The organism is Isosphaeraceae bacterium EP7 (genome assembly GCA_038400315.1).
In the GTDB taxonomy this organism is placed as follows: Bacteria; Planctomycetota; Planctomycetia; order Isosphaerales; family Isosphaeraceae; genus EP7.
The window spans coordinates 1,269,202-1,294,839 of record CP151667.1; the positions used below are offsets into that span (position 1 = coordinate 1,269,202).

Annotated in this window: 20 protein-coding genes; 9 read left to right on the plus strand and 11 right to left on the minus strand. The window is 66.1% G+C overall.

The features are described from left to right. Nucleotides 1–113: 113 nt before the first annotated feature. Nucleotides 114–650, minus strand: coding sequence for a hypothetical protein (locus tag EP7_RS04985; RefSeq protein ID WP_463526484.1), 537 nt, complete (start codon nt 648–650; stop codon nt 114–116). Nucleotides 651–1,036: 386 nt separating this feature from the next. On the opposite strand from EP7_RS04985, the gene EP7_RS04990 reads away from it, so the two are divergent. After that, entirely contained in the window at nt 1,037–2,416 is a 1,380-nt protein-coding gene (locus EP7_RS04990; RefSeq protein ID WP_463526485.1) for an MBL fold metallo-hydrolase, read from the plus strand. Nucleotides 2,417–2,517: 101 nt separating this feature from the next. On the opposite strand, the gene trpA is transcribed toward EP7_RS04990, so the two are convergent. Continuing rightward, the gene (gene trpA, locus EP7_RS04995; protein ID WP_463526486.1) at nt 2,518–3,333 is read right to left on the minus strand and encodes a tryptophan synthase subunit alpha; all 816 of its coding nucleotides are present in this window, start codon (nt 3,331–3,333) and stop codon (nt 2,518–2,520) included. A gap of 63 nt (nt 3,334–3,396) precedes the next feature. Beyond that, complete coding sequence (gene trpB / locus EP7_RS05000) at nt 3,397–4,620, minus strand: tryptophan synthase subunit beta (protein WP_463526487.1); 1,224 nt, start codon at nt 4,618–4,620, stop codon at nt 3,397–3,399. A 172-nt stretch (nt 4,621–4,792) separates the two neighbouring features. Here trpB and EP7_RS05005 point away from each other — a divergent pair, with 172 nt between their 5' ends. Then, complete coding sequence (locus EP7_RS05005) at nt 4,793–5,896, plus strand: redoxin domain-containing protein (protein ID WP_463526488.1); 1,104 nt, start codon at nt 4,793–4,795, stop codon at nt 5,894–5,896. A 12-nt stretch (nt 5,897–5,908) separates the two neighbouring features. Here the strand turns inward: EP7_RS05005 and EP7_RS05010 are convergent, their stop codons facing one another. Continuing rightward, a complete protein-coding gene (locus EP7_RS05010; RefSeq protein ID WP_463526489.1) occupies nt 5,909–6,352 on the minus strand; it encodes a hypothetical protein in 444 nt (147 codons plus the stop codon). A gap of 254 nt (nt 6,353–6,606) precedes the next feature. Between EP7_RS05010 and EP7_RS05015 the strand changes: the two genes are divergently transcribed. Beyond that, nucleotides 6,607–7,983 (plus strand): c-type cytochrome, encoded by a 1,377-nt coding sequence (locus EP7_RS05015; protein ID WP_463526490.1) that lies wholly within the window; start codon nt 6,607–6,609, stop codon nt 7,981–7,983. Nucleotides 7,984–8,061: 78 nt separating this feature from the next. Continuing rightward, nucleotides 8,062–8,658: a hypothetical protein gene (locus EP7_RS05020; RefSeq protein ID WP_463526491.1), complete on the plus strand. Its 597-nt coding sequence runs from the start codon at nt 8,062–8,064 to the stop codon at nt 8,656–8,658. Nucleotides 8,659–8,994: 336 nt separating this feature from the next. On the opposite strand, the gene EP7_RS05025 is transcribed toward EP7_RS05020, so the two are convergent. Next, the gene (locus EP7_RS05025) at nt 8,995–10,242 is read right to left on the minus strand and encodes a dipeptidase (RefSeq protein ID WP_463526492.1); all 1,248 of its coding nucleotides are present in this window, start codon (nt 10,240–10,242) and stop codon (nt 8,995–8,997) included. Nucleotides 10,243–10,386: 144 nt separating this feature from the next. After that, a complete protein-coding gene (locus EP7_RS05030; protein ID WP_463526493.1) occupies nt 10,387–10,749 on the minus strand; it encodes a hypothetical protein in 363 nt (120 codons plus the stop codon). A 707-nt stretch (nt 10,750–11,456) separates the two neighbouring features. Between EP7_RS05030 and EP7_RS05035 the strand changes: the two genes are divergently transcribed. The 3 genes from EP7_RS05035 (at nt 11,457) to EP7_RS05045 (ending at nt 17,066) form a co-directional block, all read left to right on the plus strand. Then, nucleotides 11,457–13,565: a prolyl oligopeptidase family serine peptidase gene (locus EP7_RS05035; protein ID WP_463526494.1), complete on the plus strand. Its 2,109-nt coding sequence runs from the start codon at nt 11,457–11,459 to the stop codon at nt 13,563–13,565. 749 nt (nt 13,566–14,314) lie between these two features. Then, on the plus strand, nt 14,315–15,256 hold the full coding sequence (locus EP7_RS05040; RefSeq protein ID WP_463526495.1) for a tyrosine recombinase XerC: 942 nt from the start codon (nt 14,315–14,317) through the stop codon (nt 15,254–15,256). 283 nt (nt 15,257–15,539) lie between these two features. Further along, nucleotides 15,540–17,066: a sigma-54-dependent transcriptional regulator gene (locus EP7_RS05045; protein WP_463526496.1), complete on the plus strand. Its 1,527-nt coding sequence runs from the start codon at nt 15,540–15,542 to the stop codon at nt 17,064–17,066. Between the two features lie 154 nt (nt 17,067–17,220). Here the strand turns inward: EP7_RS05045 and ilvB are convergent, their stop codons facing one another. Further along, nucleotides 17,221–18,990 (minus strand): biosynthetic-type acetolactate synthase large subunit, encoded by a 1,770-nt coding sequence (gene ilvB, locus EP7_RS05050; RefSeq protein ID WP_463526497.1) that lies wholly within the window; start codon nt 18,988–18,990, stop codon nt 17,221–17,223. 150 nt (nt 18,991–19,140) lie between these two features. Here ilvB and EP7_RS05055 point away from each other — a divergent pair, with 150 nt between their 5' ends. After that, nucleotides 19,141–19,953, plus strand: a complete 813-nt coding sequence (locus EP7_RS05055) for an SDR family NAD(P)-dependent oxidoreductase (protein WP_463526498.1) — start codon at nt 19,141–19,143, stop codon at nt 19,951–19,953. 22 nt (nt 19,954–19,975) lie between these two features. Here the strand turns inward: EP7_RS05055 and EP7_RS05060 are convergent, their stop codons facing one another. Both EP7_RS05060 and EP7_RS05065 read right to left on the minus strand, forming a co-directional pair. Beyond that, nucleotides 19,976–20,278: a hypothetical protein gene (locus EP7_RS05060; RefSeq protein ID WP_463526499.1), complete on the minus strand. Its 303-nt coding sequence runs from the start codon at nt 20,276–20,278 to the stop codon at nt 19,976–19,978. A gap of 190 nt (nt 20,279–20,468) precedes the next feature. Further along, nucleotides 20,469–20,951 (minus strand): fasciclin domain-containing protein, encoded by a 483-nt coding sequence (locus tag EP7_RS05065; protein ID WP_463526500.1) that lies wholly within the window; start codon nt 20,949–20,951, stop codon nt 20,469–20,471. Nucleotides 20,952–21,448: 497 nt separating this feature from the next. Between EP7_RS05065 and EP7_RS05070 the strand changes: the two genes are divergently transcribed. Beyond that, on the plus strand, nt 21,449–23,182 hold the full coding sequence (locus EP7_RS05070) for a PAS domain S-box protein (RefSeq protein WP_463526501.1): 1,734 nt from the start codon (nt 21,449–21,451) through the stop codon (nt 23,180–23,182). A 98-nt stretch (nt 23,183–23,280) separates the two neighbouring features. Here the strand turns inward: EP7_RS05070 and EP7_RS05075 are convergent, their stop codons facing one another. Beyond that, nucleotides 23,281–23,841 (minus strand): DUF4112 domain-containing protein, encoded by a 561-nt coding sequence (locus tag EP7_RS05075; protein WP_463526502.1) that lies wholly within the window; start codon nt 23,839–23,841, stop codon nt 23,281–23,283. 146 nt (nt 23,842–23,987) lie between these two features. Continuing rightward, a complete protein-coding gene (locus tag EP7_RS05080) occupies nt 23,988–25,547 on the minus strand; it encodes a N,N-dimethylformamidase beta subunit family domain-containing protein (RefSeq protein ID WP_463526503.1) in 1,560 nt (519 codons plus the stop codon). Nucleotides 25,548–25,638: the final 91 nt, after the last annotated feature.

Below are 25,638 nucleotides of genomic sequence, written 5' to 3' on the forward strand. Positions count from 1 at the left end.
GAGCCTCGACCGAGATAGCAAGGTTGACCGATCTTCCCGCCGGCTCTGCGTGCAGCGGCGTGCCATTGAGCGCTCGCCCTTTGATCGCGACTCGGCTCACGCCCGGGGCCGAATCACCCTGCAAGCAGCGGCCCACGATGCGGCCGACCTTCGTGGCGTTCCCACTCCCGCCTGACCCGGGAGAGGCCGAAGGCGCAGAGTTCGAATTCGTCGCTGAGGCGTCTGAGGACGGGGGCACGCTCTCCGTCGAGGGTGCTGGCGACGTAGTAGGAATGCTTGCCCTGGCGCTGGAAGTTGATCAGGCCGTCGACCGACCCGGGGGGTCTCTTGCGGGCGAGGGCCTCGGGGTAGACCCCGGTCCAGAAGAGGGCGTAGTCGCCGACGTGCTGGTGGCACTCGCGGCGGCGGTCGAGGTCGTCGGTGGACTCGGCCTCGAGCAGCATGTGGGCGACTTCGGTCAGGCGGGTGCCGCTGGCGTCGCGGATCGACCAGAGGGCGGAGGCGGCGACGAATCGGGCGAGGAGGCCGGAGACGTAGCCCACGAGGCCGGGGTCGCCGATGCCCAGCTCGTCGAGGAAGGTGGACTCGGTCAGTCCCCGGAACATCCGGTGGAGGGAATGGGATTCCGGCAGGCCCATGGCGACATCCATGTCGGGCGCTCCTGTCCCGGGCGGCCGCGGAGTGGTCGGGGTCTTCAGGCCAGGATGCTCGTTCAGCCTCGGCAGCGTCGCCCAGGGCAAATTACTCCGGGACTCACCCCCGAGCAAGCCGAAAATGGCCGGACTTCGATCGATCGGCGAGGCCGGACGACCCAAGCATGATGGCGCCGGGGGCGGGCGCTCCCTTGAAGTTAAGGCGAAAACACGACACACTCTAATGATAGACGAACAGAGACAAGAGCGCCCGGGTCACGCCCTCGGAGCGCGAGCGATGTCGACGAGCTCACGTCCCGCCCGGTGCGGACGGCGCCGCGACCGACGTGCAGCCCCGGGACGGTCCGGGGCGATGCGTCGCAAGGTGGCGGGAGGACGGTCGTTTGCGAATCACGTTCCATGGGGCGGCTCAGCAGGTCACGGGTAGCGCTCATCTCCTCGAATTCGGCGACAAGAAGGTCCTGCTCGACTGCGGCCTGTTCGATTCCAACCGGATGGAGATGGACAGTCCCAACCGGCGGTTCACCTTCGATCCCCGTGAAATCGACGCCCTGGTCATCTCGCACGCCCACAATGACCACATCGGCCGGGTCCCGCTGCTCGTCCGCGAAGGCTTCCGCGGCCCCATCTACGTCCACCCCGCCACCGCCGACATTACCAGCGTGATGCTCCGCGACAGCGCCCGGATCCAGCGCGAGGACGCGCGAGGCGGCGGACCCCGCGACAAGGCGCCCGCCGAGCCCCTCTTCGAGATCCACGACGTCGAGTCGGTCGTCGACCAGTTCCAGAGGATCCCCTACGAGACGACCATCGAGCTCTTCGACGGCGTGAACCTGACCCTCCACGACGCCGGCCACATCCTCGGCTCGTCGATGGTGCAGCTCGACTACCGCGAGCACGGCCGCGACCGGAGGTTCCTCTTCACCGGCGACCTAGGCCGCCGCAACACCGGCTTGCTGCCCGACCCGACGATCGTTAAAGACGTCGATATCCTTGTAGCCGAGAGCACTTACGGCCACAAAGAGCTCGATCCCAACGACAAGTTGATGAAGCAGCTGCACGCCATCGTGGCCCGCGCCACCAGGCTCGGCGGCAAGGTGATCATCCCCGCCTTCAGCCTGGGCCGGACCCAGCAGATGGCCTACTGCTTCCAGGAACTGTTCACCAACCACAACGTCCGGCCGATCCCGGTCTTCGTCGACAGCCCGCTCGCCTCCAGGCTCACCGACATCCACCGCGAGCACCCCGAGTCGTACACCCCCGAGGCCAGGGCCCTGATGGACCCCGACCCGATGTACTTCGGGTCCAAGTACGTCGAGTTCTGCCAGTCGTGGGACGACTCACGCCGCCTGAACTACCAGACGGGCCCGATGGTCGTCATCGCCTCGTCGGGCATGTGCGAGGCCGGCCGGATCCGCCACCACCTGCGCCACGCCGTGACCGACCCCGACAACGCGATCGTCATCGTCAGCTATCAGGCCGACAAGACTCTCGGCCGCCAGCTCGCCGACGGCGTCGAGCGCATCACGATCATGGACCAGTGGCTCGACCTGAACGCCGCCGTTTACGTCCTGGACGGCTTCTCAGGCCACGCCGACCGCAATGACCTGGCCTGGTGGTTCGCCCAGACCGGAGGCCACATCGAGAAGGCCTTCCTCGTCCACGGCGAGACCCAGGCCCTCGAAGCCCTCAAGCCCGTCCTCCAGACCCAGGTCGACAGCGAGGTCATCGTCCCCTCGCTCCTCGACTCCTTCGAGGTCTGACCGAGCGGAACTCAAGTCTCTAGTGAACATATGTGAGTCGCATGGTGCAGCCCGGCACCATGCGACTCGGCATTTCGAAACGAACCCGGCGTGCCGCAACCTCAGTCCAGTGCGCGGGCTAGCTCGCCGACGAACTTGGCGATCCCGTCGACCATCGCCTTGGGACGGACGTCGGGCTCGCCCAGCCGGCGGACCAGGGCGCTGCCGACGATCAGGCCATCGGCCAGCGGGGCGAGGGTCCTGATGTGCTCGGGCGTGGAGATGCCGAAGCCGATGCAGATCGGCAAGTGGGTCTGCTCTCGGAGCCAGGCCACGTCGCGGGCCAGCTCGGGCGGGAAGGCCTTCCGCTCGCCGGTAATCCCCTCGACCGAGACGTAGTAGATGAACCCGGTGGTCGACCGGGCGATCTTGAGGATCCGCTCCCTGGGGGTCGTCGGTGTGACGAGCTGGATCAGGCTCAGATTGCGGGCCGTGGCCAGCTTCGAGAGGGCCTCGGCCTCTTCGACCGGTAGGTCGGGCACGATCAGGCCGTCGACCCCGCTCTCGGCCGCCTTGTCGAGGTACGACTCGGGCCCGGTCCGGTGGATGATGGCGTAGGAGCACATCGTCACGATCGGCGCGACGCTGACCGGGCCGTCGTAGGTCTCGGCGCGTAAAGTCCGCAAGGTCTCGAAGATATGGCTCAGCCTGACCCCGCTCGTCAGGGCCCTGTGGTAGCTGGCCGCGATGACGGGCCCGTCGGCGATGGGGTCGGAATAGGGGATGCCCACCTCGACCATGTGTGCCCCATGCTTGACCATGGCGGTGATCAGGGCGGCCGTCGTGGCCAGGTCGGGGTCGCCCGCGGTGATGAACGGCATCAGGGCCTTTCGGCCCTCGCCCTTGAGGCGGGAGAATAGCGCGTCGATCCGGTTCATCTCGGTCTCTTTGTCATGCGTCAGAGGCCAGCGGCGGGACGGGGGAGTCGGCTTGGCGGGGGCTCAGATCGCCTCGCCGCGGAGGCGGGCCACCTCGAATGCATCCTTGTCCCCGCGCCCGGACAGACAGACGATCAACACCTTGCCGGCCCCCAGATTCGGGGCCTCCTTGATGGCCTGGGCCACGGCGTGGCTCGATTCCAGGGCGGGCAGGATCCCCTCAAGGCGGGCGAGCGTCTGATAGGCGTCCATCGCCTCGGCGTCGGTCACGCTCTCGTAACGGACTCGGCCCGCGTCTTTCCAGTAGCTGTGCTCGGGTCCCACGCCGGGATAATCCAGGCCCGCCGAGATCGAGTGCACCACGTCGGTCTGGCCGTCGTCGTCCTGGAGCACATAGCTGAAGCTGCCGTGCAGCACGCCGGGCCGCCCCTGCGTCAGGCTCGACGCGTGATCGCCGGTCAGAGGGCCCCGACCACCGGCCTCGGCCCCGACCATCGCGACGGTCTTATCCTCGACGAACGGGTAGAACATCCCGGCCGCGTTGGAACCCCCGCCCACGCAGGCGACCAGCATGTCGGGCAGGTTGCCCGTCTTCTCAAGGCACTGGCGGCGGGTCTCACGCCCGATGATGGCCTGAAAGTCGCGGACGATCATTGGGAACGGGTGGGGGCCCACCACGCTGCCGATGGTGTAGTGGGTCTGCCTGGAGGTCGCCATCCAGTCCCGCATCGCCTCGTTGGTCGCGTCCCGCAAGGTGCGCGAGCCCGACGTGACGGGCACAACCGTCGCGCCCATCGTCTTCATGTTGAAGACGTTGAGCTTCTGGCGGCGGATGTCCTCCTCGCCCATGTAGACCGTGCATTCCAGGCCGGTCAGGGCGCAGGCGGTCGCCGTGGCCACGCCGTGTTGCCCGGCGCCGGTCTCGGCGATCACGCGGGTCTTGCCCATCCGCTTGGCTAGCAAGACCTGACCGAGGGCATTGTTGATCTTGTGGGCGCCGGTATGGTTCAGGTCTTCCCGCTTCAGGTAAATCGACGCCCCTCCCGCCAGCTTCGTCAGCCTTGAGGCCAGATAGAGTGGGGAAGGGCGGCCGACGTAGTCGGTCAGAAGCAACGAGAGCTCGGCCTGGAACTCCGGATCCGCCTTCGACTTCTCGTAAGCGGCGGCCACCTGATGGAGGGCGTCCATCAGGGTCTCGGGCACGAACCGGCCACCGTATGCGCCGAACCGACCGAGCGCGTCGGGGAGTTGAACCTTGACCGATTCGGCGGCGTCGGCTGCAGACATGGAGGGCTCGCTCTCTGAGATCATCGTGCGGGGACTGGGCCGTTATTGTCGGCCGTCGAGGAGGCCAGGGTCAAGGGGCGATCGGCCGCCACCGAGCATCTTGGAATCGACGGTCGGGTGCCCGATACTGGCGCCGAGACCCATCCCCGATTCGAATCGCGGAGGACCGGCAATGCGAAGCGTCCTGGCCATCCTGTCCCTACTGACACTCGCCGCCCCGGCCGTGTTCGCCCACGACCCGGTGCCGCTTGCGATCGGTTCGAAGGCCCCCGACTTCCGCCTCCCGGGCGTCGACGACAAGGACCACGCCCTGGCAGACTACGCCTCAGCCAAGGTCCTGGTCGTCTATTTCACCTGCAACCACTGCCCGACCGCCCAGGCCTATCAGACGCGAATCGCCAAGCTGCACGATGACTACAAAGCCAGAGGGGTGGCCGTCGTCGCCATCTCGCCGAACGACCCCAAGGCCCTCACCCTCGATGAGCTCGCCTATTCCGACCTGGGCGACACGTTCGAAGAGATGAAGATCCGCGCCCGGGACGCTCACTTCTCCTATCCTTACCTCTACGACGGCGAAACCCAGGAAACCGCCAAGGCTTACGGCGTCCTCGCCACGCCCCACGTCTTCATCTTCGATGAAGGCCGGACGCTCCGCTATCAAGGCCGGTTCGACGACGGCGAGTTCAAGGCTCCCACCACGCACGAGGCGATCGACGCCGTGGAGGCGCTGCTCGCAGGGAAGCCGGTCAAGGTGGCCACCACCCGCGTGCCGGGCTGCTCGACCAAGTGGTCTGACAAGCGGGCCAACGTTGCCAAGGTAAACGCCCGCTGGGATGCCGAACCTGTTGAACTTGGGCAAATCGACGAGGTTTCCGTCGCCGAACTCGTCAAGAACGACACCCAGAAGTACCGGCTCATCAACCTCTGGGCGACCTGGTGCGGCCCCTGCGTCGAGGAGCTTGACGATCTGGTCTCGATGAACCGGATGTATCGCGGCCCCAAGTTCGAGATGATCACGATCAGCCTGGACGAGCCCGAGAAGCGTGACGAGGCGCTCGGGGTCCTCCGCGAACATCACGCGTCGACCAGGAACTTCCTGATCCATGCGGAGAACCGCGACAAGTTCGCCGATGCCCTGGATAAAGACTGGCCGGGTCCGGTTCCTTACACCATGCTCGTCGCGCCCGGCGGCCGGGTGGTCTACCGCAAGTCGGGCGCCTTCGACTCTTTGGAGCTGAAGCGGGCGATCGTCAAGGCGTTGGGCCGGACTTACTGAGCCGGCCCGGGGTCAGTCCTGCTCCATCGACGAGAGCGCCGATTCCTCGATCTCGTTGGTATAGAAGTCGAAGAAGTGCTGGCCCGCGAAGTAGTCGGTCATCGCCCGCCGGAGCGCCTTCTGCTGCTCCAGGAAGTGCGAGTACTGCGAGATCAGCTTGCGCCTCTGCTCGGGCTCGAGCTGGGCGATGTCGTGATAGGCACGCTCGCCATTGCCGCGGTCTCGCAGGCTCCAGAGCCGCTTGACCTTCGCGCCGGTCTCGTCGTCCTCATACATCAGCATCCGGGCGAACTGACGAGCCTTCATCTTCTTGGCGAAGGAGATCAGCTCGAAGTCGGACTCGTATCCCCCCTGGCGATCGATCCAGGTGACGATCTGGCTCGTGTTGAGCCTCGGACCGACCTCCTCGCAGAGTTCCTTCAGGCTCATCACGATCTCTGCGGGTCCCATCGGCATGGCATTCCCCTTCGCATGCAGGTCCAGGGCGCAACCTCGGCCGGTCGCCCATGTCTCGCCCGATTGCCGAAGTTTAGCCAACGAAATGGCCTCTGTCGATGGACCTCCGTTCAGAAGGCCAGAATTCCACCCCTGGCAACCCTTTCACGTGATACAACCGTTCTTTTTCAGCAGCCGGATCTCGCCCTGACCTTGCCCTACCGAGTACAACGGAATGGGATCGATGATCGAATAGGATGCGGGGAGCGGCGGCCATGCGGCGACTCGGACTTCAGCAGAAGTGGTTCGCGATCGGCTTCTGCTTCCTGTTTCTGGTTGAGGGCCCTTCGATCGCCGCCGACGTCAAGAACCCTCCGCTCGACACGGCCGCGGTCGAGCGTGGCCGCGATGCGCTGCTCAACCACGGCTATCTCAAATCGGCCTGGGGCGATGACGCCTATCGCCGCGTCGGCAAGGTCGCCTGGGGCCCCGACGCCCCCGATCCCGACCGCGAGCCCGAGGCCTACGCCGCCGAGTTCGCCCGCCGTTATGGCCTGCACACCGCCCCCTATCCCAACGACGGCCTGCCGATGGGCCTTCGCAAAGGGAAGGGGCCCCAGGGGACCAAGCTGGGGATCCAGATCGACTGCATGGCCTGCCACGGCGGCTCGATCGGTGGCCAGACACTTCCCTATCTGGGGAATAGCACCCTCGACCTGAGGCGACTTTTTACCGACCTGACCCGTGCCGATGGCCGCGTGATGCCCCCCACGTTCTTCACCATCAACTCGTCGCGCGGGACCGTCAACGCCGGGATGTTCTCGGTGGTCCTCCTCTCCCTGCGCAACACCGACCTCACAAAGCGCATCTTCCCTGTCGTCACGGGCGCCTCGTTGCCCGAACTCGACACCCCCGCCTGGTGGCACCTCAAGCGCAAGGCGACCATGTATCAGGACGGCCGGACCGACGCCCGTTCCGTCCGGACCAACATGCAATTCATGCTCGGCGAGCTAACCGCCCAGGAATTCCGCGACCTGGAACCGACCTTCCGTGACATCCGAGACTATCTCCTCAGCCTGGAAGCCCCCAAATATCCGTTCCCGATTGACCAGTCCCGCGCCGCCCGGGGCTCGGCAATCTTCCAGGCCAGCTGCGTCAAGTGCCACGGCACTTACGGGCCCGACGGCAAGTACCCCAGCAAGATCGTCGCCCTCGACGTCGTCGGCACCGACCCCGCCCGCGCCAAAGGTCTTAGCGACCGCTTCGTCGCCCACTACAACGCGACCTGGTTCGGCGAAGACTACCCCGTCAACGAACTCGCCGAAGGCTACCAGGCCCCGCCCCTCGACGGCCTCTGGGCCACTGCCCCCTACCTGCACAATGGCTCGATCCCCAACATTGAGCTCCTCCTCAAATCCACCGACCGCCCCGCCAAATTCCGCCGCCCGCCTTCGACCGATTTCGTCCATTTCGACCAGCAACGCCTCGGCTGGAAGGCCGAACCCGCCCCGACAGCCGAGGCCAAGACCGTCGACGACCCGTTCCTCGTCGATACGTCGCGCTTCGGCATGGGCAATGGCGGTCATACCTTCGGCGATAAACTGACCGACGGCGAGAGGCAGGATCTCATCGAATATCTGAAGACGCTTTGATCGTGGGGCCCTTGGCAATCCGGTCCGACGACCCATCGTCCATTCGGACGCGGGCCAAGACTCACCTTACGAACGGCCATGGTCGCCGCCGCGATGATGGGCGTTACACTCGGGATACCGACTCATATCAAACGCGTCATCAAAGTCGAGGAAGATTTCGATGCATCAAATAAGGTAAGAGGCGTTGTTTCGATGAATGATGATACGAATAGCCCGGCCACTGATGCGGACCTAGCGGACCAGTGGGCTGCCGAACGCTGCCCCCTGATCGACGGCATCGTGTTCGGCGACGGGCGCGTCAAGCATGTGCTAGCGGCATGGAAGAAACAAGAGAACGGCAGGCTTGGGCTGGTTGTCGAGACGGGTGAATGGACGACACTGAAGGATTTCCGTCGGAAGGGCTCGTTAGACTGGACCGAGATCATGGAGCTCTGTACCACCGAGGACCCCGCCAGGGGCATTCGGATCCTGGGCGGTGCAGGCGGGCTAGGGGGGGACGGATTTGTGGCGGCCCTCCGTACCGATAGCGGAGAGATCAGCTGGATCGCATTCTTCACGGCCAGCAACCCGTTCGAGGTCGTTCAGATACGCGGGGACTTCGTGATGGCGAGGACCAACCTGGGGATGTGGTGGCGATTTCCGCTCGATGCCCCCGATCGAGTCACCCTCCAGTAGGGACACCACAGTTCGAGCCACGATCCGCCGCCCTGACTCTGGAAGCATTCGCAGCGACGACTTTGCTTGCGATCATGCTGATCATTCGATTGATCCGCCGCCTCTTACGTGACGATCGCGATCACGCAATTCGGCTGAGTCACAACGATGTTCCGACTCGATGCCCCTGGATTCCGGATGGGGCCGATTCGCCAGATTCGGTGCCATCCAATTGTGCGCACTGATTTCGGTTGAGACAGGGTGATTTCCCCCGGACTTGTCTCTGAGCGATCATCCGAGAAGCTTTCGATTCAGATATGAGGGCCGCCCCTGCGGGACGACCCTCAAGCGGGCTCATTACTCCTTAGCATCCTTCAACTGATCCACCTCAGGCTTGGTCGTCCGCTTCAGCTCTTCGGCCACCTCGCCCGCCTTGCGGAAGGCACGCAGGACGTTGCCGCCGTTGATCTTGAGGATGTCAGCCTCGGAATAGCCCCGCTTCAACAGCTCGTCAGTGAGCCTGGGGTAGCAGGAGACGTCTTCGAGGCCGACCGGCCAGCGGGTGATGCCGTCGAAGTCGGAGCCGATGCCGACGTGGTCGATGCCGGCAACCTTGACAAGGTGGTCGACGTGGTTGGCCACGTCCGAGATTGTCCCGCGCGGGGCGGGGTTGGCGTTGGACCAGTCTTCGACCGCCTTGTTGTAGGCCTTGGGGTCGTTGGGGAACTCGGCGCGGAACCGCTTGCGGGCTTCGGCCCCGGCTTTGGCGGCTCCGGGAACGATGAAGCCCGAGTAGAAGTTGACCATGATCACGCCGCCGTTGGCGGACATCTGCTTGAGGATGTCGTCGGGCACGTTGCGTGGGTGGGGCGCGATGGCGAAGGCGCTCGAATGGCTGGCGATGATCGGGGCCTTGCTCACTCGCAGGACGTCGGCCATGGTCGCGGGCGAGACGTGCGAGATGTCGACGAACATGCCCAGCCGGTTCATCTCGCGCACGACACGCTCGCCGAACGGAGTGAGCCCGTCGTGCAAGGGCTTGCCGGTGGCGGCGTCGGCCCAGTCGAGGGTGACGTTGTGGGTCAGCGTCATGTACCGGGCACCCTGTCGCGCAAACCCCCTGAGCTGCGCCAGATCGTCCTCGATGGCAACGCCCCCCTCAATGCCGATCAATGAGGCGATCTTGCCCGCCTTCACGATCCGCTCGACATCGTCGGCCGTCAGGGCCAGCTCCAGGTCATCGGGATAACGCTCGATCATCCGGTGCACGATGTCGATCTGCTGCGTGACGGTTCGCGCGGGGTTGGCGTGCTCGCTGGGGATGTACACCGACCAGAACTGCGCCTTCAGGCCCCCCTCGCGGGCCCGGGGAATGTCGGTCTGCCCCGAGTCGAGCCGCTTCGACAGGTCGAGCGTCTCGAAGGTGACATCCCCGTCGGCCCGCAGCCGCCAGGGGAGGTCATTGTGGCCGTCGAAGACCATGCCCGAGGCGTGGATCTTCTTCGCCCTGTCGGAGATCGGCGGCAGGTCGTCGGCCGCGAACAGGGACGGGGCGATCAGGCCGGTCAGAGCGACGACGATGGATGGGAGTCTGCGGGCGATCATCTCAGGTCCTCGGGTCGGCTCGGGGCGACAGGGGAGAGGCCCGTCGACTTGGACGTCAGGGCCTCATTGTGAACAAGACCCCGCGTCCGAACAACGTCCAGGTGGATGTCCCTCTCTGCCCACGCCTTGCCCCGCGAGTTGGAATCAGCGAGACCCATACTTGAGCATCCAGGCGGCATACGCGGATGCCCAGGGTAGGTAGATCAGGCCAAGCAAGGCGATCAGCGTGAGCACTCCCTTCCAGCCACGGGATCGGATCGCGTACCAGGCGATCGAAACCGGAAAAAAGACGGCCGTCAGGAACCCGAAATCGTAGCAAGGGGTGATTCGCCGACTCTGTGCGTCGGCGACCACCCAGAGTACCAGCGATAACGACAGCCCCAATTCCGTGAGTCGCAAGGCTTCCGCCGAAGGAGCCGTGCCTGCGATGACATGGAGAGTCTGGCTGACGGCGAACGCGACGGTGGCGGCGAGGAAGATTCCGAGCGGGCCTGGTCGTCTGATCATTTCTGCATCCGCCAAATCGAGGTAGTCAAGAGGACGAACGCATCGGTGCCGTCCGGGAGCCGTTACGGGGAAGGGAGGCGCGAGGAATTCGAGCTCGACACTCGATCTCCTCGCCCCATTCGATTCATGAGCGACGCGCTGGAATGGCCTCAATCGACGATCGTGTCCCGGGACGTCCCCGATCAAAGTTGGCAGCCAAGCCCCGACGGCATTGCCGCATCGCGGGAGGGTCGGCTCACACGCCAGTCGTCCGATCATCTTGCCTCAGCGTTATTCAACGTTCGGGGTTCCGACCCTGGATTGGAGTAGGAAGTTCGGGATCTCGTCGTTGGCATCCAGCACGATGTTCGCCGCAAGGACGTGTGTTTGCAACAACTGTTGCATGCGATCGAGAAGCCGCTCGCATTGCCCGAATGTCCCGGTTGTTCGATGTATGGCGGATCTGAACCGCTTCGCGCTCACCCGACGAATGAGAGCCCGGGGCCAGCGATGAGTTCGGCCACCCTGGCCGAACTCGACCCTGCCAGGCGGACCTGCCGTCCGGCCCCCGCGGCTTCGTGGCGAACTGGAATCCGACTCGAAAAGCCGGTTAGACTGAGTTCCCGACGCGCCGAGATTGCGCGCACTCCCAAGGACTATCACCCGGACGAGGGCCTTCGATGAGCACGAGCCGGATTGCCGCCACGCTGGCAGGAGCTTTGATCGCGATGAGTCAATCGCCGAACGCCGACGCGGGCCCGCCCGCCGATGCACCTTCGAAGTCCCTGGCGTACCCCAAGGCCGCCAAGGGGGGAACCGTCGAGGATTATCACGGGACGAAGATCGCCGATCCATTCCGCTGGCTGGAAGACCCCGACTCGGCCGAGACGCGCGCCTGGGTCGAGGCCGAGAACAAGGTGACGTTCGCGTTCCTGGAGTCGATCCCCGAGCGGGCGGCGATCAAGACACGGCTGACCAAGCTTTGGGATTATGAGAAGTACGGCGTCCCCAGCCTCGATGGAGGCCGCTACTTCTTCTCCAAGAATGACGGGCTGCAGAACCAAGGGGTGCTGTACTGGGCCGCCTCGCTCGATGATGCGCCCAAGGTCCTGCTCGACCCAAACACCCTGTCCGCGGACGGCACCGTCGCGCTCTCGGGCACGTCGGTGAGCGACGACGGCAAGCTCATCGCCTATGGGCTGGCCGCCGCGGGGTCGGACTGGGTTGACTGGAAGGTGCGGGACGTCGAGACCGGCAAGGATCTGGACGACCTGATCAAGTGGGTCAAGTTCTCGGGAGCCACCTGGACCAAGGACAACAAGGGGTTCTTCTACGGCCGGTTCCCCCAGCCCGAGCCGGGGGCCGACCTGAAGGGGGCCAACTACTTCCAGAAGCTCTATTACCACAAGGTGGGAACCCCTCAGTCGGCCGATGCCCTCGTCTGGGAAGACAAGGAGCACAAGGACTGGCGGGCCGATGCCACCGTCAGCGAGGACGGGACCTATCTCGTGCTGACGCTGGGCAAGGGGACCGACGACAAGTATCGGGTCCTCTACCGCAAGCTGGCCGAGACCGCCGCTGCGCCAGTGCACCTCGTCGGCGACTTCGACGCCGAGTACACGTTCCTCGATAACGAAGGCCCGGTCTTCTACTTCAAGACGAACAAGGACGCACCCAAGGGGAAGGTCGTCGCCATCGACACCCGCTCGCCCGAGCCGGCCAAGTGGACGACCCTGATCCCCGAGGTCGCCGAAACGTTGGACTCGGTCAGCCTGGTGGGCAATCGCTTCATCGCGTCGTACCTGAAGGACGCCCACACGCAGGTCCGCGTCTTCGGTCTCGACGGCAAGGCGATCGGCGAGGTGGAGTTTCCCGGTCTGGGGACGGCCGCGGGGTTTGGCGGGAAGCGGACGGACGAGGAAACCTTCTACGCCTACACCTCATACACCACGCCCACGACCATCTATCGCTACGACGTCGGGGCGGGCAAGAGCACCGTCTACAAGGCGCCCAAGCTGACCTTCGACCCGGCCGAGTACGTGACCACGCAGGCCTTCTACGCCAGCAAGGACGGCACCAAGGTGCCGATCTTCCTCAGTCACAAGAAGGGCCTGAAGAAGGACGGGCAGAACCCGACCCTGCTGTACGGATACGGCGGATTCAACATCAGCCTGACCCCCTCGTTCTCGCCGTCGAACCTGGCCTGGATGGAGCTGGGCGGCCTGCTGGCAATTCCCAACCTTCGTGGAGGCGGCGAGTACGGCGAAGACTGGCACCAGGGGGGGACCAAGCTCAACAAGCAGAACGTCTTCGACGACTTCATCGCCGCCGCCGAATACCTGATCGCCGAAAAGTACACCAGCACCCCAAAGCTGGCCATCAGCGGCGGATCGAACGGCGGACTGCTGGTCGGTGCCTGCATGACCCAGCGGCCCGACCTCTTCGGCGCGGCCCTGCCGGCCGTCGGCGTGCTGGACATGCTCCGGTTCCACAAGTTCACCATCGGCTGGGCCTGGATCGACGACTACGGGTCGTCCGACGACGCCGGCCAGTTCAAGGCGATCCACGCCTATTCGCCGCTGCACAACCTCAAGCCCGGCACCGCCTATCCGCCGACCCTGGTGACCACCGCCGACCACGATGACCGGGTCGTCCCGGCGCACTCGTTCAAGTTCGCCGCGACTCTCCAGGAAGCGCATTCAGGCGACGCCCCCGTCCTGATCCGAATCGAGACCCGCGCCGGCCATGGCGCGGGTAAGCCGACCACCAAGCAGATCGAGGAAGCCGCGGACAAGATCGCCTTCCTCGTGAAGGTGCTCGGCGTCTCCCCACACTAAAGGCACGCCCGGGGCCGCCCCTCGCCGAAGTTCCTGCGAGCGGCGGCCCTCGATGTGCAGGTTGAATCACCCGGACCCGAGGGCAAACTTGGCGACTTTGTCAATCTCGTGACTTATTGTCAATTAAGCTCGGACGGGCTGCTTAAACGCGATTTGGGGATTTAGGCGAGATAGCCACCTGGTGGAGGCATTCATGAACTATGAAGGCTGCGTGAACCGCTCGAGGTCATGATTGCGTTTTCCTCGAGACTTCAAGGTCGATTCGATCTCCCGACACCACTCGAAATTTTGTCACTCCGGTCAAAAGAGATCCTTTCGGAAATCGAGCTAAACAGTTGATTTTCAGGGGGTTAGTCGAAGTTCTTGACCGATTGTCCAATCTTTTTTCGGTCATTTTAAGAAAACCACTGTCCGTGTCTCTAAAACACACCGTAATGCATGCTGGAAGGGGCAGGGTCGAGGATTCACGATCGTTCGGCACGCGGTTTATTCAGGAGGCGAGGCACGATGGGCCTTCCGAATATCGGGTCTTCGAGATGAATCGAACTCATCCCGCATTGGCGAACGAACCAATCCAAAACGATCCATTTCGGGTAATTCTCGCCTCGATTAGAGAATCCGTCCGATGGAGCAGGAAGAGCACGTTCGTTCGGCCCTTGGATCGGGATAAACTCTCGGGAACGTCTCTCGACGATTCCGGAGGCCCCCCGAGGCCGACCAGACAGGGTCTTAGAGGCTCGGTTTGCGTCATGCATCCATCCATTGCTGCCTTCCTGAACTATCTCCGTCGCGAGCGTCAAGCGTCGCCGCACACGCTCCGGTCGTATGAAGACGACCTGGCCGTATTCCAGCGATTCCTCGGCGAGACCAATGCGAAGGGGGAGCGGACGGATGCCGGGGTCGATGAGGAGTCGGCCGCGAATCCGACGGAGGCCGACCCGCGGCGACTCAGGCGCTATGCGGCCTGGCTGTCAAGCCAGGGTTATGCCCCGAGCACGGTCGCACGCCGGCTGGCAAGCCTCCGGTCGTTCTTCCGCTACCAGCGTCGGCAGGGCGTCGTGTCGGCCGATCCGTCGGGCGGCCTGCGGAACCCGAGGCAGCCGAAGCGGCTGCCCAAGCTGCTCGGGGTCGACGACGTCATCCGCCTGCTCGACGCGATCGAGACCGGCACCGACCTGGGTCTGCGGGACCGCGCGATGTTCGAGACCCTTTACGGCGGCGGCCTGCGGGTCGGCGAGTTGGTGGGCCTGAATCTCGACGACCTCGACGAGGATCGCGGCCTGGTCCGGGTCCGCGGCAAGGGGCGACGAGAGCGGCTCAGCCCGATCGGCAAGACAGCCCTGGCCTGGATCGTCCGCTGGAGGTCCGCCCGCCGCCCCGAGCGTCTCGACGAGCCGGCCCTGTTCCTCAATCGATACGGCAAGCGGCTCTCCAGCCGGAGTGTCGGCCGCCTTCTGGAAGACCACACCCTGAGAGTGGGGCTCGACCCCGCCTCCAGCCCGCACACGCTCAGGCACAGCTTCGCCACCCACCTGCTCGACCGCGGCGCCGACCTGAGGAGCGTCCAGGAGCTGCTCGGTCATCGGAGCCTTGCCACCACCCAGATCTACACCCACGTGACCCGCGAACGACTGCTCGAAGCCTACCGAGGAGCGCACCCGCACGCCCAATCCGCCACCCAGGAGCCCTGATCACGGTCCCAAGCTGGCCGAGACCGCGCGAGTGGGAATCGGCCCCGACGTGTCTTCATGCGTGAAAATTGACGACACGCCACCCGCGATGTATATCCCCATCGTTGCACCCACTTCGAGCTTGCATCCAATGCGACCGAAGGGCATGCGGCCTGGGTCGATGAAGACCCCGTAGTCGCCCTTTCGACCGCTTTACCGAGGGTCGTCCGCGACAGCTCATTCCTCATGGATGACACCTCGGCCCACGTGTGCATCACGCCGGGCGCCATCGAGAGAGACTGACATGAAAGCCCGCATCCTTATCGTTCTCCCCGAGCCGAGCGTGCACGCATTGCTGGACTCCATGCTGCGTGCCCTCGGACATGAGATCGAACAGGCCCCGAACGACCGCGTCGCCGTCCGGCGCGTCGAGCGGGGCGGGGTCGACCTGGTGGTGGCCTGGGCTGATCCGGACGAACCCGACGCCCTGGAGCTGCTGAACTTCGTGCGTCGCAAGTTCGCCAGGATCCCCGTGATCTTGATGTTCCCGAAGCTCAACCCCGAACGGACTCGCGAAGCCGTCCGCTACGGCGCCTCGGCGGTCCTCCGCTATCCCCTGTCGGCCGTCGAGCTGCGTGCCGCGGTGACCCAGGCGCTCGAGTCCTTCGGCGATTCGACGGACGAGCCGGCGGCCGTTTCCCGCCCGCCGGTCGTCCAGGCGAGGCCCGAGGCGCTCCCCCCCCTGGTGGCCGACTTCGCCAAGCACTTCGCCCAGGCCCAGCCGGCCCCCGCGCCGATGACGTTGGAATCGCCCCGTCCCGACGGCTCATCGCTGGTGGGCGAGGACGCGAGCTTCCGCCAGGCGGTCGAGCTGGCATCGTCCATGGCATCGTCCCGCAACCCCCTGCTCATCGTGGGCGAGCGGGGCGTGGGCAAGAGCAGGCTCGCCCGGAAGGTCCACGAACTAGGTCCCTGGAAGGATCGAGCCTTCATCGAGCTCGGCTGCGGTTCCCTCGGCTCTGCCCAGCTGGAACGCGAGCTGCTCGGGCACAAGACGGGCGGCAACGGCCTGGACAACGGGGTCTACCGCCCGGGCGCCCTCTCCCTGGCCCAGGGGGGGACGATCTTCCTCGACGAGGTGGCCAGCCTCTCGCCCCATCTCCAGTTCCAGCTCCTCAGGGTCATTCGCGATTCCGAGTTCGAGCCGGTCGGGTCGACGAAGGCGGTCCGGGCCGACGTCCGGATCATCATGTCCAATCGGGAAGACCTCAGCGTCCTCGTCGAGCAGAACCTGTTCCGGCAGGACCTCTACTATCGCCTGGGCGGCTGCCTGCGGCTCCCCCCCCTGCGTCACCGAGGCTTCGACGTCGAGCGCCTGGCCGAGGCCTTCCTCGCCAGGATCTCCGAAACGGCCGGCAAGCGGATCGTCGGCTTCACGCCCGACGCCCTCGACCGGCTCCGTCATCACGACTGGCCCGGCAACGTCCAGGAGCTCGAGTCCCTGGTCCAGCGTGCGGTCAACGCCTGCCAGGGTGGGCGAATCACCCTGAACGACCTCGGACTGACACAGCCGATTCGCGACATCTTGCCCCCCCAGACCACGGCCACGCTCGTTCCCTCGGCCTTCCCCGCCGCGAAGCAGCAGGAACGGATCAGGCCCCTGAAGGAAGCCCTCGAAGAGCCCGAGAAGCAGCTCATCATCCAGGCCCTCACCGCCCTGAGTTGGAACCGTCAGGAGACCGCCCGCGTCCTGGACATCAACCGGACGACGCTTTACAAGAAGATGAAGAAGTACGGGCTCCTCATTGACGAGCCCGCCTGGGTGAACTGAGTCAGCTCAGTTCACCCGGGCAAACGCGAGACGACGAAGGCCCCCGGCCATCGAACCTGGTTCGATGGCCGGGGGCCTTCCGCATTTGCAACGCGGCGAAATCTCCCGGGGACCGCGTTCGTCCGCGGGAGAGTTCGCGTCGGTCGGTGGGCGTTCAGCTCTTGATGATGTCGCGGTAGGTGCCGCCGGAGGGGATCATCGGCAGGACGTGCTCCTGATAAGGGACGAGCACCTCCAGGATGTAGGGCCCCTTGGACGCGATCATCTCGGCCAGCGCGCCGACGACGTCCGCCTTCTTGCGGACCTGGCGGGCCGGGACGCCGAAGCCCTTGGCGATGGCGACGAAGTCGGGATAGGTCACCTCGGGAAGCTCGCCGCTACCCTGGCCGGTCGCCTCGGGGTGGTCAACCGGGCCGAGGTAGGTGTGGCCGCGGTTGCCGGCGTGGAACCGGTCTTCCCACTGCACGACCATGCCGAGGTGCTGGTTGTTCAGCAGGATCACCTTCACCGGCAGGCTCTCGCAGAAGACGGTGGCCAGCTCCTGGATGTTCATCACCAGGCTGCCGTCGCCGTCGACGTCCACGACCAGGGCGTCGGGGAAGGCGGCCTGAGCACCCATGGCGGCGGGGAGGCCGAAGCCCATCGAGCCGAGGCCGCCGGAGGTGATCCAGCTCCTCGGGTTGACGAACTTGGTCCACTGCGCGGCCCACATCTGGTGCTGGCCCACGCCGGTGCTCATCAGGAACTGGCCCTTGGTCAGCTCGCTGAACTTCTCCATCACATACTGGGGCAGAATGGCGTCGTCGCGGTCGGCGTAGCTCATCGCCTCCGTCTCGCGCCAGTGGTCGATCTGCTGGTGCCAGGGGCGCCAGTCGCCCTTCTCGACGAGCGGGTTGATCGCCGTGAGGAACTGCTTCACGTCGGTGTTCAGCGAGATCTGGGCCGCCTTGTTCTTGTTGATCTCCGACGCGTCCACGTCCACGTGCACGATCCGGCCGTGCTTGGCGAACTCGGACAGCTTGCCCGTCACCCGGTCGTCGAACCGGACGCCGAGGGCCAGCAGTAGGTCGGCCTCGTTCACCGCGTTGTTGGCGTAGACGGTCCCGTGCATCCCCAGCATGTCCAGCGACAGGTAATGGTCGCTAGGAATCGAGCCAAGGCCTTGGAGGGTCATGGCGACGGGGATGCCGGTGGCCTCGGCGAACCGCCTCAGCTCGGCCGCCGCGTCGGCACCGATCACGCCGCCGCCGCAATAGATGATGGGCCGCTCGCAGGCGCGGAGCGCCGCCAGGACGGCCTGGAGCTTCTCGGCGGCCGGCGGGCCGGGCAGCAGGTACCCGGGCAGGTCCATCGCCACGTCGTAGTCGGGGTTCGGCACCAGGGTGTTCTGCACGTCCTTGGGCATGTCGATCAGGACGGGCCCGGGGCGGCCGGTGCCGGCGATGTGGAACGCCTCCTTCACCACCCGCGCGATGTCCTTGGCCGACTGCACCAGGTAGTGGTGCTTGGTGATGGCCCGGCAGACCTCCACCATCGGCGTTTCCTGGAACGCGTCGGTGCCGATGACATGGGTGGGCACCTGGCCGGTGATCGCCACGATCGGCAGGCTGTCCAGCTTGGCGTCAGCAAGGCCGGTCACCAGGTTCAAGGCGCCGGGGCCGCTGGTGGCCATCACGACGCCCGGCCTGCCGGTGACGCGAGCGTAGCCCTCGGCGGCGAAGATCCCGCCCTGCTCGTGGCGGGGGAGGATCGTTCGAATCAGGTTTCGCTGTCGGGTCAGCGCCTGATGCATCGGCATGCTGGCGCCGCCGGGGTAGGCGAAGACGACATCGACGCCATGCCGCACCAACGATTCGACCAAGACGTCGGCCCCGGTCGTCGGTGTGCGTTGGGTGGTCGTCTGGCGATCGTCGATGGTGGCCACGGAATTTCCTCGCCTCTGCGCAACTCGCCCCCGGCATTTGCAGGTTGCCGGACGGGCCGTCCTAGTGTACGGAATGGACGAGCGGGCAACAACCCGATGCGCCACTTCGCCCCGATCCGACACCCCGCATGCCCCGGAAGTTCGCCCCGCATGAACGATCAACCGCCCCGGTTCGCCCTCGTCACGGGCGCCTCCTCCGGGCTCGGCCGCGAACTCGCCCGACAGCTCGTCCTCGAGCGGGGTTACGTCGTGCTGGCCACCGCCCGCCGCCGCGACCGCCTCGACGAACTGGCCGCCGGCCTCCCCGCGGGGAGGGTCAGGGTGCTCGACGGCGACCTCGCTCTCCCCGGGTTCCGGGGCCAGCTCTGGGAATGGGCCGACGCGGAGTCGGGCGGGCTCGACCTCCTCGTCAATAATGCGGGGCTCGGCCATTACGCTCCGCTGGCCGACGAAGATCCCGCCATGATTGGCCAGATCATCGAGGTCAATCTCGTGGCGGTCGTCGACCTGACCCGGCGTGCCGTCGGGCACATGCTCGGCCGCGGGCGGGGCCAGGTCGTCCAGGTCTCGTCGGTCCTGGGCTCGATCGGCATGCCCTACTCGGCCACCTATGTGGCGACCAAGCACGCGGTCGACGGGCTCGTCAAGAGCCTGCGGTACGAGCTGGTCGGGACGAACGTCCGCGTCTGGGCGGCGCAGCCGGGCCGCACCGAGAGTGAATTCCACTCCACGGCGCTCGGGCAAGGATCCTCGAACCAGGGCCGCACGCCCCACGCCGCGGCTGCAGGGCGTGTAGCCAGGGCGATCCTCCGCGGGCTGGATCGCGACGTCGCGATCCTCGCCCCGACCTGGGCCGCCTGGGGAACCCTGGCCGCGGCCCGCCTGTTCCCGCGGACGTTCGATCGGGCGATGTCTCGTTGGGCAGCCGGCTACTTCGGCCGCGAGATCGACCGGGCCCGTTGATCGACCCACGACGTGTTCAGGATTAGAGCATCTCCTGCTTCACCTGACGGACGAAGTGCTCACCTTTGCCCCGGGCTTTCAGGGCCTTGGCGGCGGCCTCCGCGTCGGCTTTCTGCGGGAAGTCGAAGGTGACGATCGTGCGCCCGCCAATGTCGCAGACCGCCCAGACGATCTTCATCCGGGTCGATGACGAGGATTTGGGCCGGCTCTCCGTCGACGGCGATCGCGGAGACCTCGGGCGCGTCTCCGCGGGCATCATGCCTCGCGCCTCGGCGGCCTCGACCTCCGCCCGCAATTCAAGCCGGTTCCTGGGACGCTTACCCATGATCGCCTCGGTGGACTGGCCGCGAAACCGGCGACTTCGACATCCGGCCCCCCATCGCGGGAGGAGCGTGGCCGAGTCTCGTGAATCATAGCGACGATCGGTCCCCGCCTCCAGATCACTCGGGCCGCGCGGCGAGGCGCGACCCTGGGAACTCCGGGACCGGGAGTTCCCAGGGTCGCTGCCAGTCGGCTCACTCGGCGGGGGGCAGCAACACCGTGTCGATGATGTGAATGACGCCGTTGGACGTCTCGACGTCGGTGGCGATGACCTTGGCCTTGTTGATCATGACGTCGTCGCCGTGGACCTTGATCGTGACCGAAGGGCCGGCGACCGTCTTGACCTTCTTGCCGTCGAGCTTGGCCACGTCGGCCTTCAGCGCCTTCGACGGGATAACATGGTAGGTGAGAATTTTGACGAGCTTGTCCTTGTTCTCCGGCTTCAGCAGCGACTCGACGGTTCCCTCGGGGAGCTTGTCGAAGGCGGCGTCCGTCGGCGCCAGGACGGTGAACGGGCCTTCGCCCTTGAGGGTGTCGACCAGGCCGGCGGCCTTCACCGCGGCGACGAGGGTCTTGAACTTGCCGGCGGCCACGGCCGTGTCGACGATGTCCTTCTCGGCGGAGAAGGCGGGGGTGGCGAAGGCGACGGCGGCTGCGAGTCCGAGCAGGTAACGCATCGTGAGAGCCCTTCGAGGAGAATTCGTGCGCAAAAAAGGGTGCGAAGATCTTCACATCTGAGATGAGAGTGATCTTCATTCCTTGCCAGGCCGATTGTAGGCGCGCCCGGCGGGCCGTCCAGGATCGCATCGGGAAAATTCGCGGGCCCATCGGTGCCCCGAGGATTCGGCCCTCGCGGGGGCGGAAAGGCCCGCGCGGAAACGTCCGGGTCGGCCTCGGCCACCCCACGGCGCGAATCCGCGAATTTTTCGGGAAACCATGACCGGTTTTCCGGCGCGATTCCAACTATCAGGCCGGGAAGCCCCGCGATGCCGGCGAGGCCCGACCCTCCGCCCGATCTCGTCCGGGCGGGGTGGCCCGTCGTCGCCGGCCTCGAGCGAGACGGACGGCCCAACGTCACTCCGGAGGTCCCGGGCCGGAACCCCGAAGCGTCTGATTTCAAGTGCGCATTTGTTCCAATGCTTGGTGGGCGTCATTTAACGATCTGGGGGCAGGCATGTCGTGGCCATCGCAGGGATCAGGTCCTTTCTCGGTGCCGCCGCGTGGCGAGGCGTCGAGGCTCGAGGAGAGCGGGAGGCTTGCGCTGGTGGCCCGGCACACCGACAACGCCGTGCTCATCACCGACCGAGATCGGCGTATCGAGTGGTGCAACGACGCCTTCACCAGGCTCTCGGGCTATACCCTCGACGAGATCCTCGGGCGGACGCCCGGCTCGTTCCTCCAGGGGACCTCGACCGACCCCGAGATCGTCAACGCCATGCGAACCCGGCTCGGGCAGGGGCTAGGTTTCCGAGTCGAGCTCGTCAACACCCGGAAGCAGGGCGGCTCCTACTGGGTGGAGCTGGAGGTCGAGCCGGCCCGGGGCGCCACCGGCGAGGTGACCCACTTCATCGCCATCCAGCGCGACATCAGCGGCCGCAAGCACAAGGAGCGGCGTGACGAGGTGCGGCACGAATGCCTGCGCGTGCTCTCCGGCCCCGTCGCCGCCGACGGGGCGCTCCCACGCCTGCTGGATGTGATCGGCGAGGGCCTCGGCCTTTTCCGCGGCGAGTACTGGGAGGTCGACGGGGCCGCCAACGTCCTCCGCCTGGCTCGCGGATGGTCGTCCAACGGACTCGCCGCCCAGCTCGGCTCATCGACCACTTCGGCCATGCTCCTGCCGCTCGGGAAGGGCCTTCCGGGCGAGGCCTGGGCAGGTTCCCGCTTCGTCCGCCACGCCGTCACGCCACGGGCTCTCGCCGCGGACGGTGACCCCGAGCCCGGGACGGGCACCCCCATCGAGCCTTCCTTCGCGTTCCCCGTCCGCGGCGAGGGCCCGGTCATGGGCGTCATGCGCTTCTTCGGCCGGCCCGCGATCGAGGACGACGCGAACCTCGTCGAGCTCGTCGGCCGCCTCGGCCGCAAGATCGGCTACTTCCTGGAGCGAATCAAGGCCGAGCAACGCCTCCGTGAAGCCGAGGAGCGTTCGCGCGTGATCCTCGAGACCTCCGTCGATGGGATCCTCACCCTGAACATGCTCGGCCGGATCGAGACGGCCAACCCGTCGGCCCTCGCCCTCTTCGGCTACGAGGCCGCGGAATTGCTCGGCCGCGAGGTCGGCATGCTCATCCCGGGCCTGCCCTGGTTCGGGTCGTCTCCCGAGTCGGCCCAGGGCGAGGCCGGGCAGTGGGGCGTCCGCCGGTTCCAGGCCAGGCGCAAGGATGGCACCGAAATTCAGATCGAGCTGTCGGTCAGCAAGTTTCGCCTGGCCGGCCGGTCGATGTTCACCTACATGATCCGCGACGTCCGGAAGTGCCATTGGGCCGCGTCGCCCCTCGGGAACATCGAGGAATGCTTCCAGGCCTTCATGGCTCGGATGTCGGTGGCCGCCTGGATCTGCGATCTTGAGGGCAACCTCGCCTTCCGCAGCCCGTCGATCGAGCGGGCCGGCGGGCCCGATTTCCCCGCGGGGGTCGGCGAGAACATCCTCGATGCTTCGCCCGTTCGGTTCTCAGAGGCCTACGCCGAGAGCATCCTGAGGGCCTCCCGGTCGGACGGGGCGGACCGGATCGTCGAGGATGCCCCAAGGCTGGACGGCTCCTCGGGCCGATTCGTTCTTGAGACCTTCGCCCTCCCCCACGAGCAATTCCGGCCTCCCATGGTCGGCACGATCGTCGTCGCCCTTTCCGACCGCGCACCTCAGGGGGTGTCGACCGAGCCTGCACGCTGCGCCGCCTTGTCGATCAACTGACCGGTCGGAGCGGCCACGATCTCAGACACGACCTCGCCCCCTTCGATCCGCCAGGATCGAAGGGGGCGAGGTCGTTCGGCCGTTTCGTTGCGCGGGCCTCAGGAAATCAGCCAGCGCACCAGCGTCACGAATCCGAGCAGGGACAGCCCGACCGCCCCCAGCAACACGACTGCGATCGGCACGATCAGCTTCCAGGAGGTCCCCCGACGCCGGGGTGCCGCCGGCGCGCCCAGGGAACCCCGCGGATGGCCGGAGCCGAGGACTTCGGCATGCGCATCGATCGTCCGGTACGGTTCCAGGAGTCTGAGGTTCCTGGTGTTCGCCTTGAACACAACGTCGAAGAGGTCGCCCGCGAACGGAATGGCCCCGATGCCGATGTCCAGCAGCACATTGCCCGCCATCCGCGCGGCGACCGTCTTGGGGACGTGATAATGACGCAGGGCCACCAGCACCAAGGCCGCCTGGATGAAGCCGGTGAACACGTCTCCACCCACCGGCAGCAGGCCCAGGAATGCATCGAGCCCGACCCTGTACTTCGTGCCGGGCACGGCGACGGCCCGGTCCATCAGCCAGGCGACCTTCTCCAGGAACAGCAGGACCGCGTCCTCGTGGCTCAGCTTGGGACCGGCGGAGTCCACGGGCGGGCGTATGCGACTCATCAGCGAACCCCAATCCAAGGATGCGGCCAATCCGGACCGGTCACCGCGCTGGGACCGGTCGAACCCACCGCAACCCAGGAAATTTCGTGCCGCCCGCGAAACGAAACGAACCCGGGAACGCTCGCAGGCGGCGGGGAATGCCCGGATCAGACCGCCCCGCCGATCGCCCGCCGGAGCAGGTTGTGGGTGATCGTCTGAACGCGGTCGTCGGGCCCGTGCGGCCTGGTCCAGTGGGTCCAGGGCAGGGTGTGGCCGGGGGGCGAGCTGAGCCCCTGCGCCCAGAAGATGGTCGCCGCGTTGAAGACGAAGTTCCCCTTGGGCCCCGGGTAGATCGTCGACGTCCAGCGCTGGGGTGTGACCCCGCCGACATAGGCGATCCCTTCGCCCACGATCTCCAGCCCTGGGATGTCGGCCGGCGGGTCGCCGTGGTACTCCCAGCCGATCAAGCCGGGGATGTGCTCGCCCCGCTTCATGCCCGTGCCGGCGAAGATCCAGTGGTCGGGCTTCGTGCAGATCCAGTCGCCGCCGCCGTTGACCGGCTCGACGTTGCGTGCCCCGATCAGGTAGCCCTCGTCGGGCCCTCGGTGCGGGAACGGCCCGTGGAGGCGCTCGCGGAGCACGGCGTGGTCGTGCTCGCCGCCGTAAGGGCCGCCGCGGAACATGACGCGGGCGGGTCGTCCGTCGCTGGAGGGGGTCAGCGGCGTCACCCAGCAGACCGAATTGCCCGACAGGAACAGCAGATTGACCCCGGCGTCGCGCATGGCCAGAACGCTGTTGTACTGGCGGATATCCCAGTACTCATCGTGGCCTACGCTGATGAACGCCTTGCAGCGCAGGCCGCGGTCGGGCGTGATCATATCGCTGTTGCAGCAATAGCTGACGTCGTAGCCGTGCTGCTCCAGGAAGTAGGCCAGCGGGAACTCAAACGGCAGGAACTCGCCCGAGCCGACGGTCAAGGGGTCGCTGACCACCGACTCGTACTGCGCCTCCTTGCCGTAAGGTCGGTCGAAGCTGACCTTCGACCAGGGGCCCTGGGTATCCTTGGGATTGGTGTAGACCGAGTAATGGGTCGGCCAGCGGTTGTAGGCCTGCCAGGTGTTGTCGGAGCACTGGACCAGGATGTCGGCCGGCCGTTCGTCCCGGACGACGAAGACGACGTAGCTCTGCCAGGGGACGCCCACCTCATCGGCGACGACCAGCGAGAGCCGGCCGAGATAGACCCCACTCGGCCAGTCGTCGGGGATGGTCAACTCGGCGGTCGTCTCCCAGCGGCACTCGTGCAGGTCGTCGGGCCCCGGCTGCGGGGTGGGCTGGGTCTTCCCTTGGAACGGTCCGAGGGTGGTCATCAGGCGTGCCCCCCGGCCGTCGTAATAGCCCATCCGGAAGACTTCGATGCCGAACCGCCCGGGCGGGTTGGTCGAGACCTTCAGCTCGATCGACTCGCCGGCCTTCACGCTCTGCTTCGAGCAGTAGCCCTCGATGAACGGGCTGCGGTAGCCGGTTGGCGAGTCGAGCCTGAGCCGGGTGAGCTGCCAGTCCCTGGCCCCTTCACGCTCGTTCTCGCGGGGAATGAGCGTCGGGTCGGCCTGCGGCCCGGCTTCGGGGTCGGCCGCTGCCGCCGCCTGGGCGCGGAGTTCGCTCGCGAGGAGCCCGATCGCGCCAACCTCGAGCATCCAGGCCCTTCGTGTCGATTCATGCTCGTTCATGGGGTGTCTCCGCGGTCGGGTGGGACGGGTGGCTCGGCCCGGGCAACTCTAGCAGACGGGCCTGCGCGATGCACCGACGCACCCTCCGACC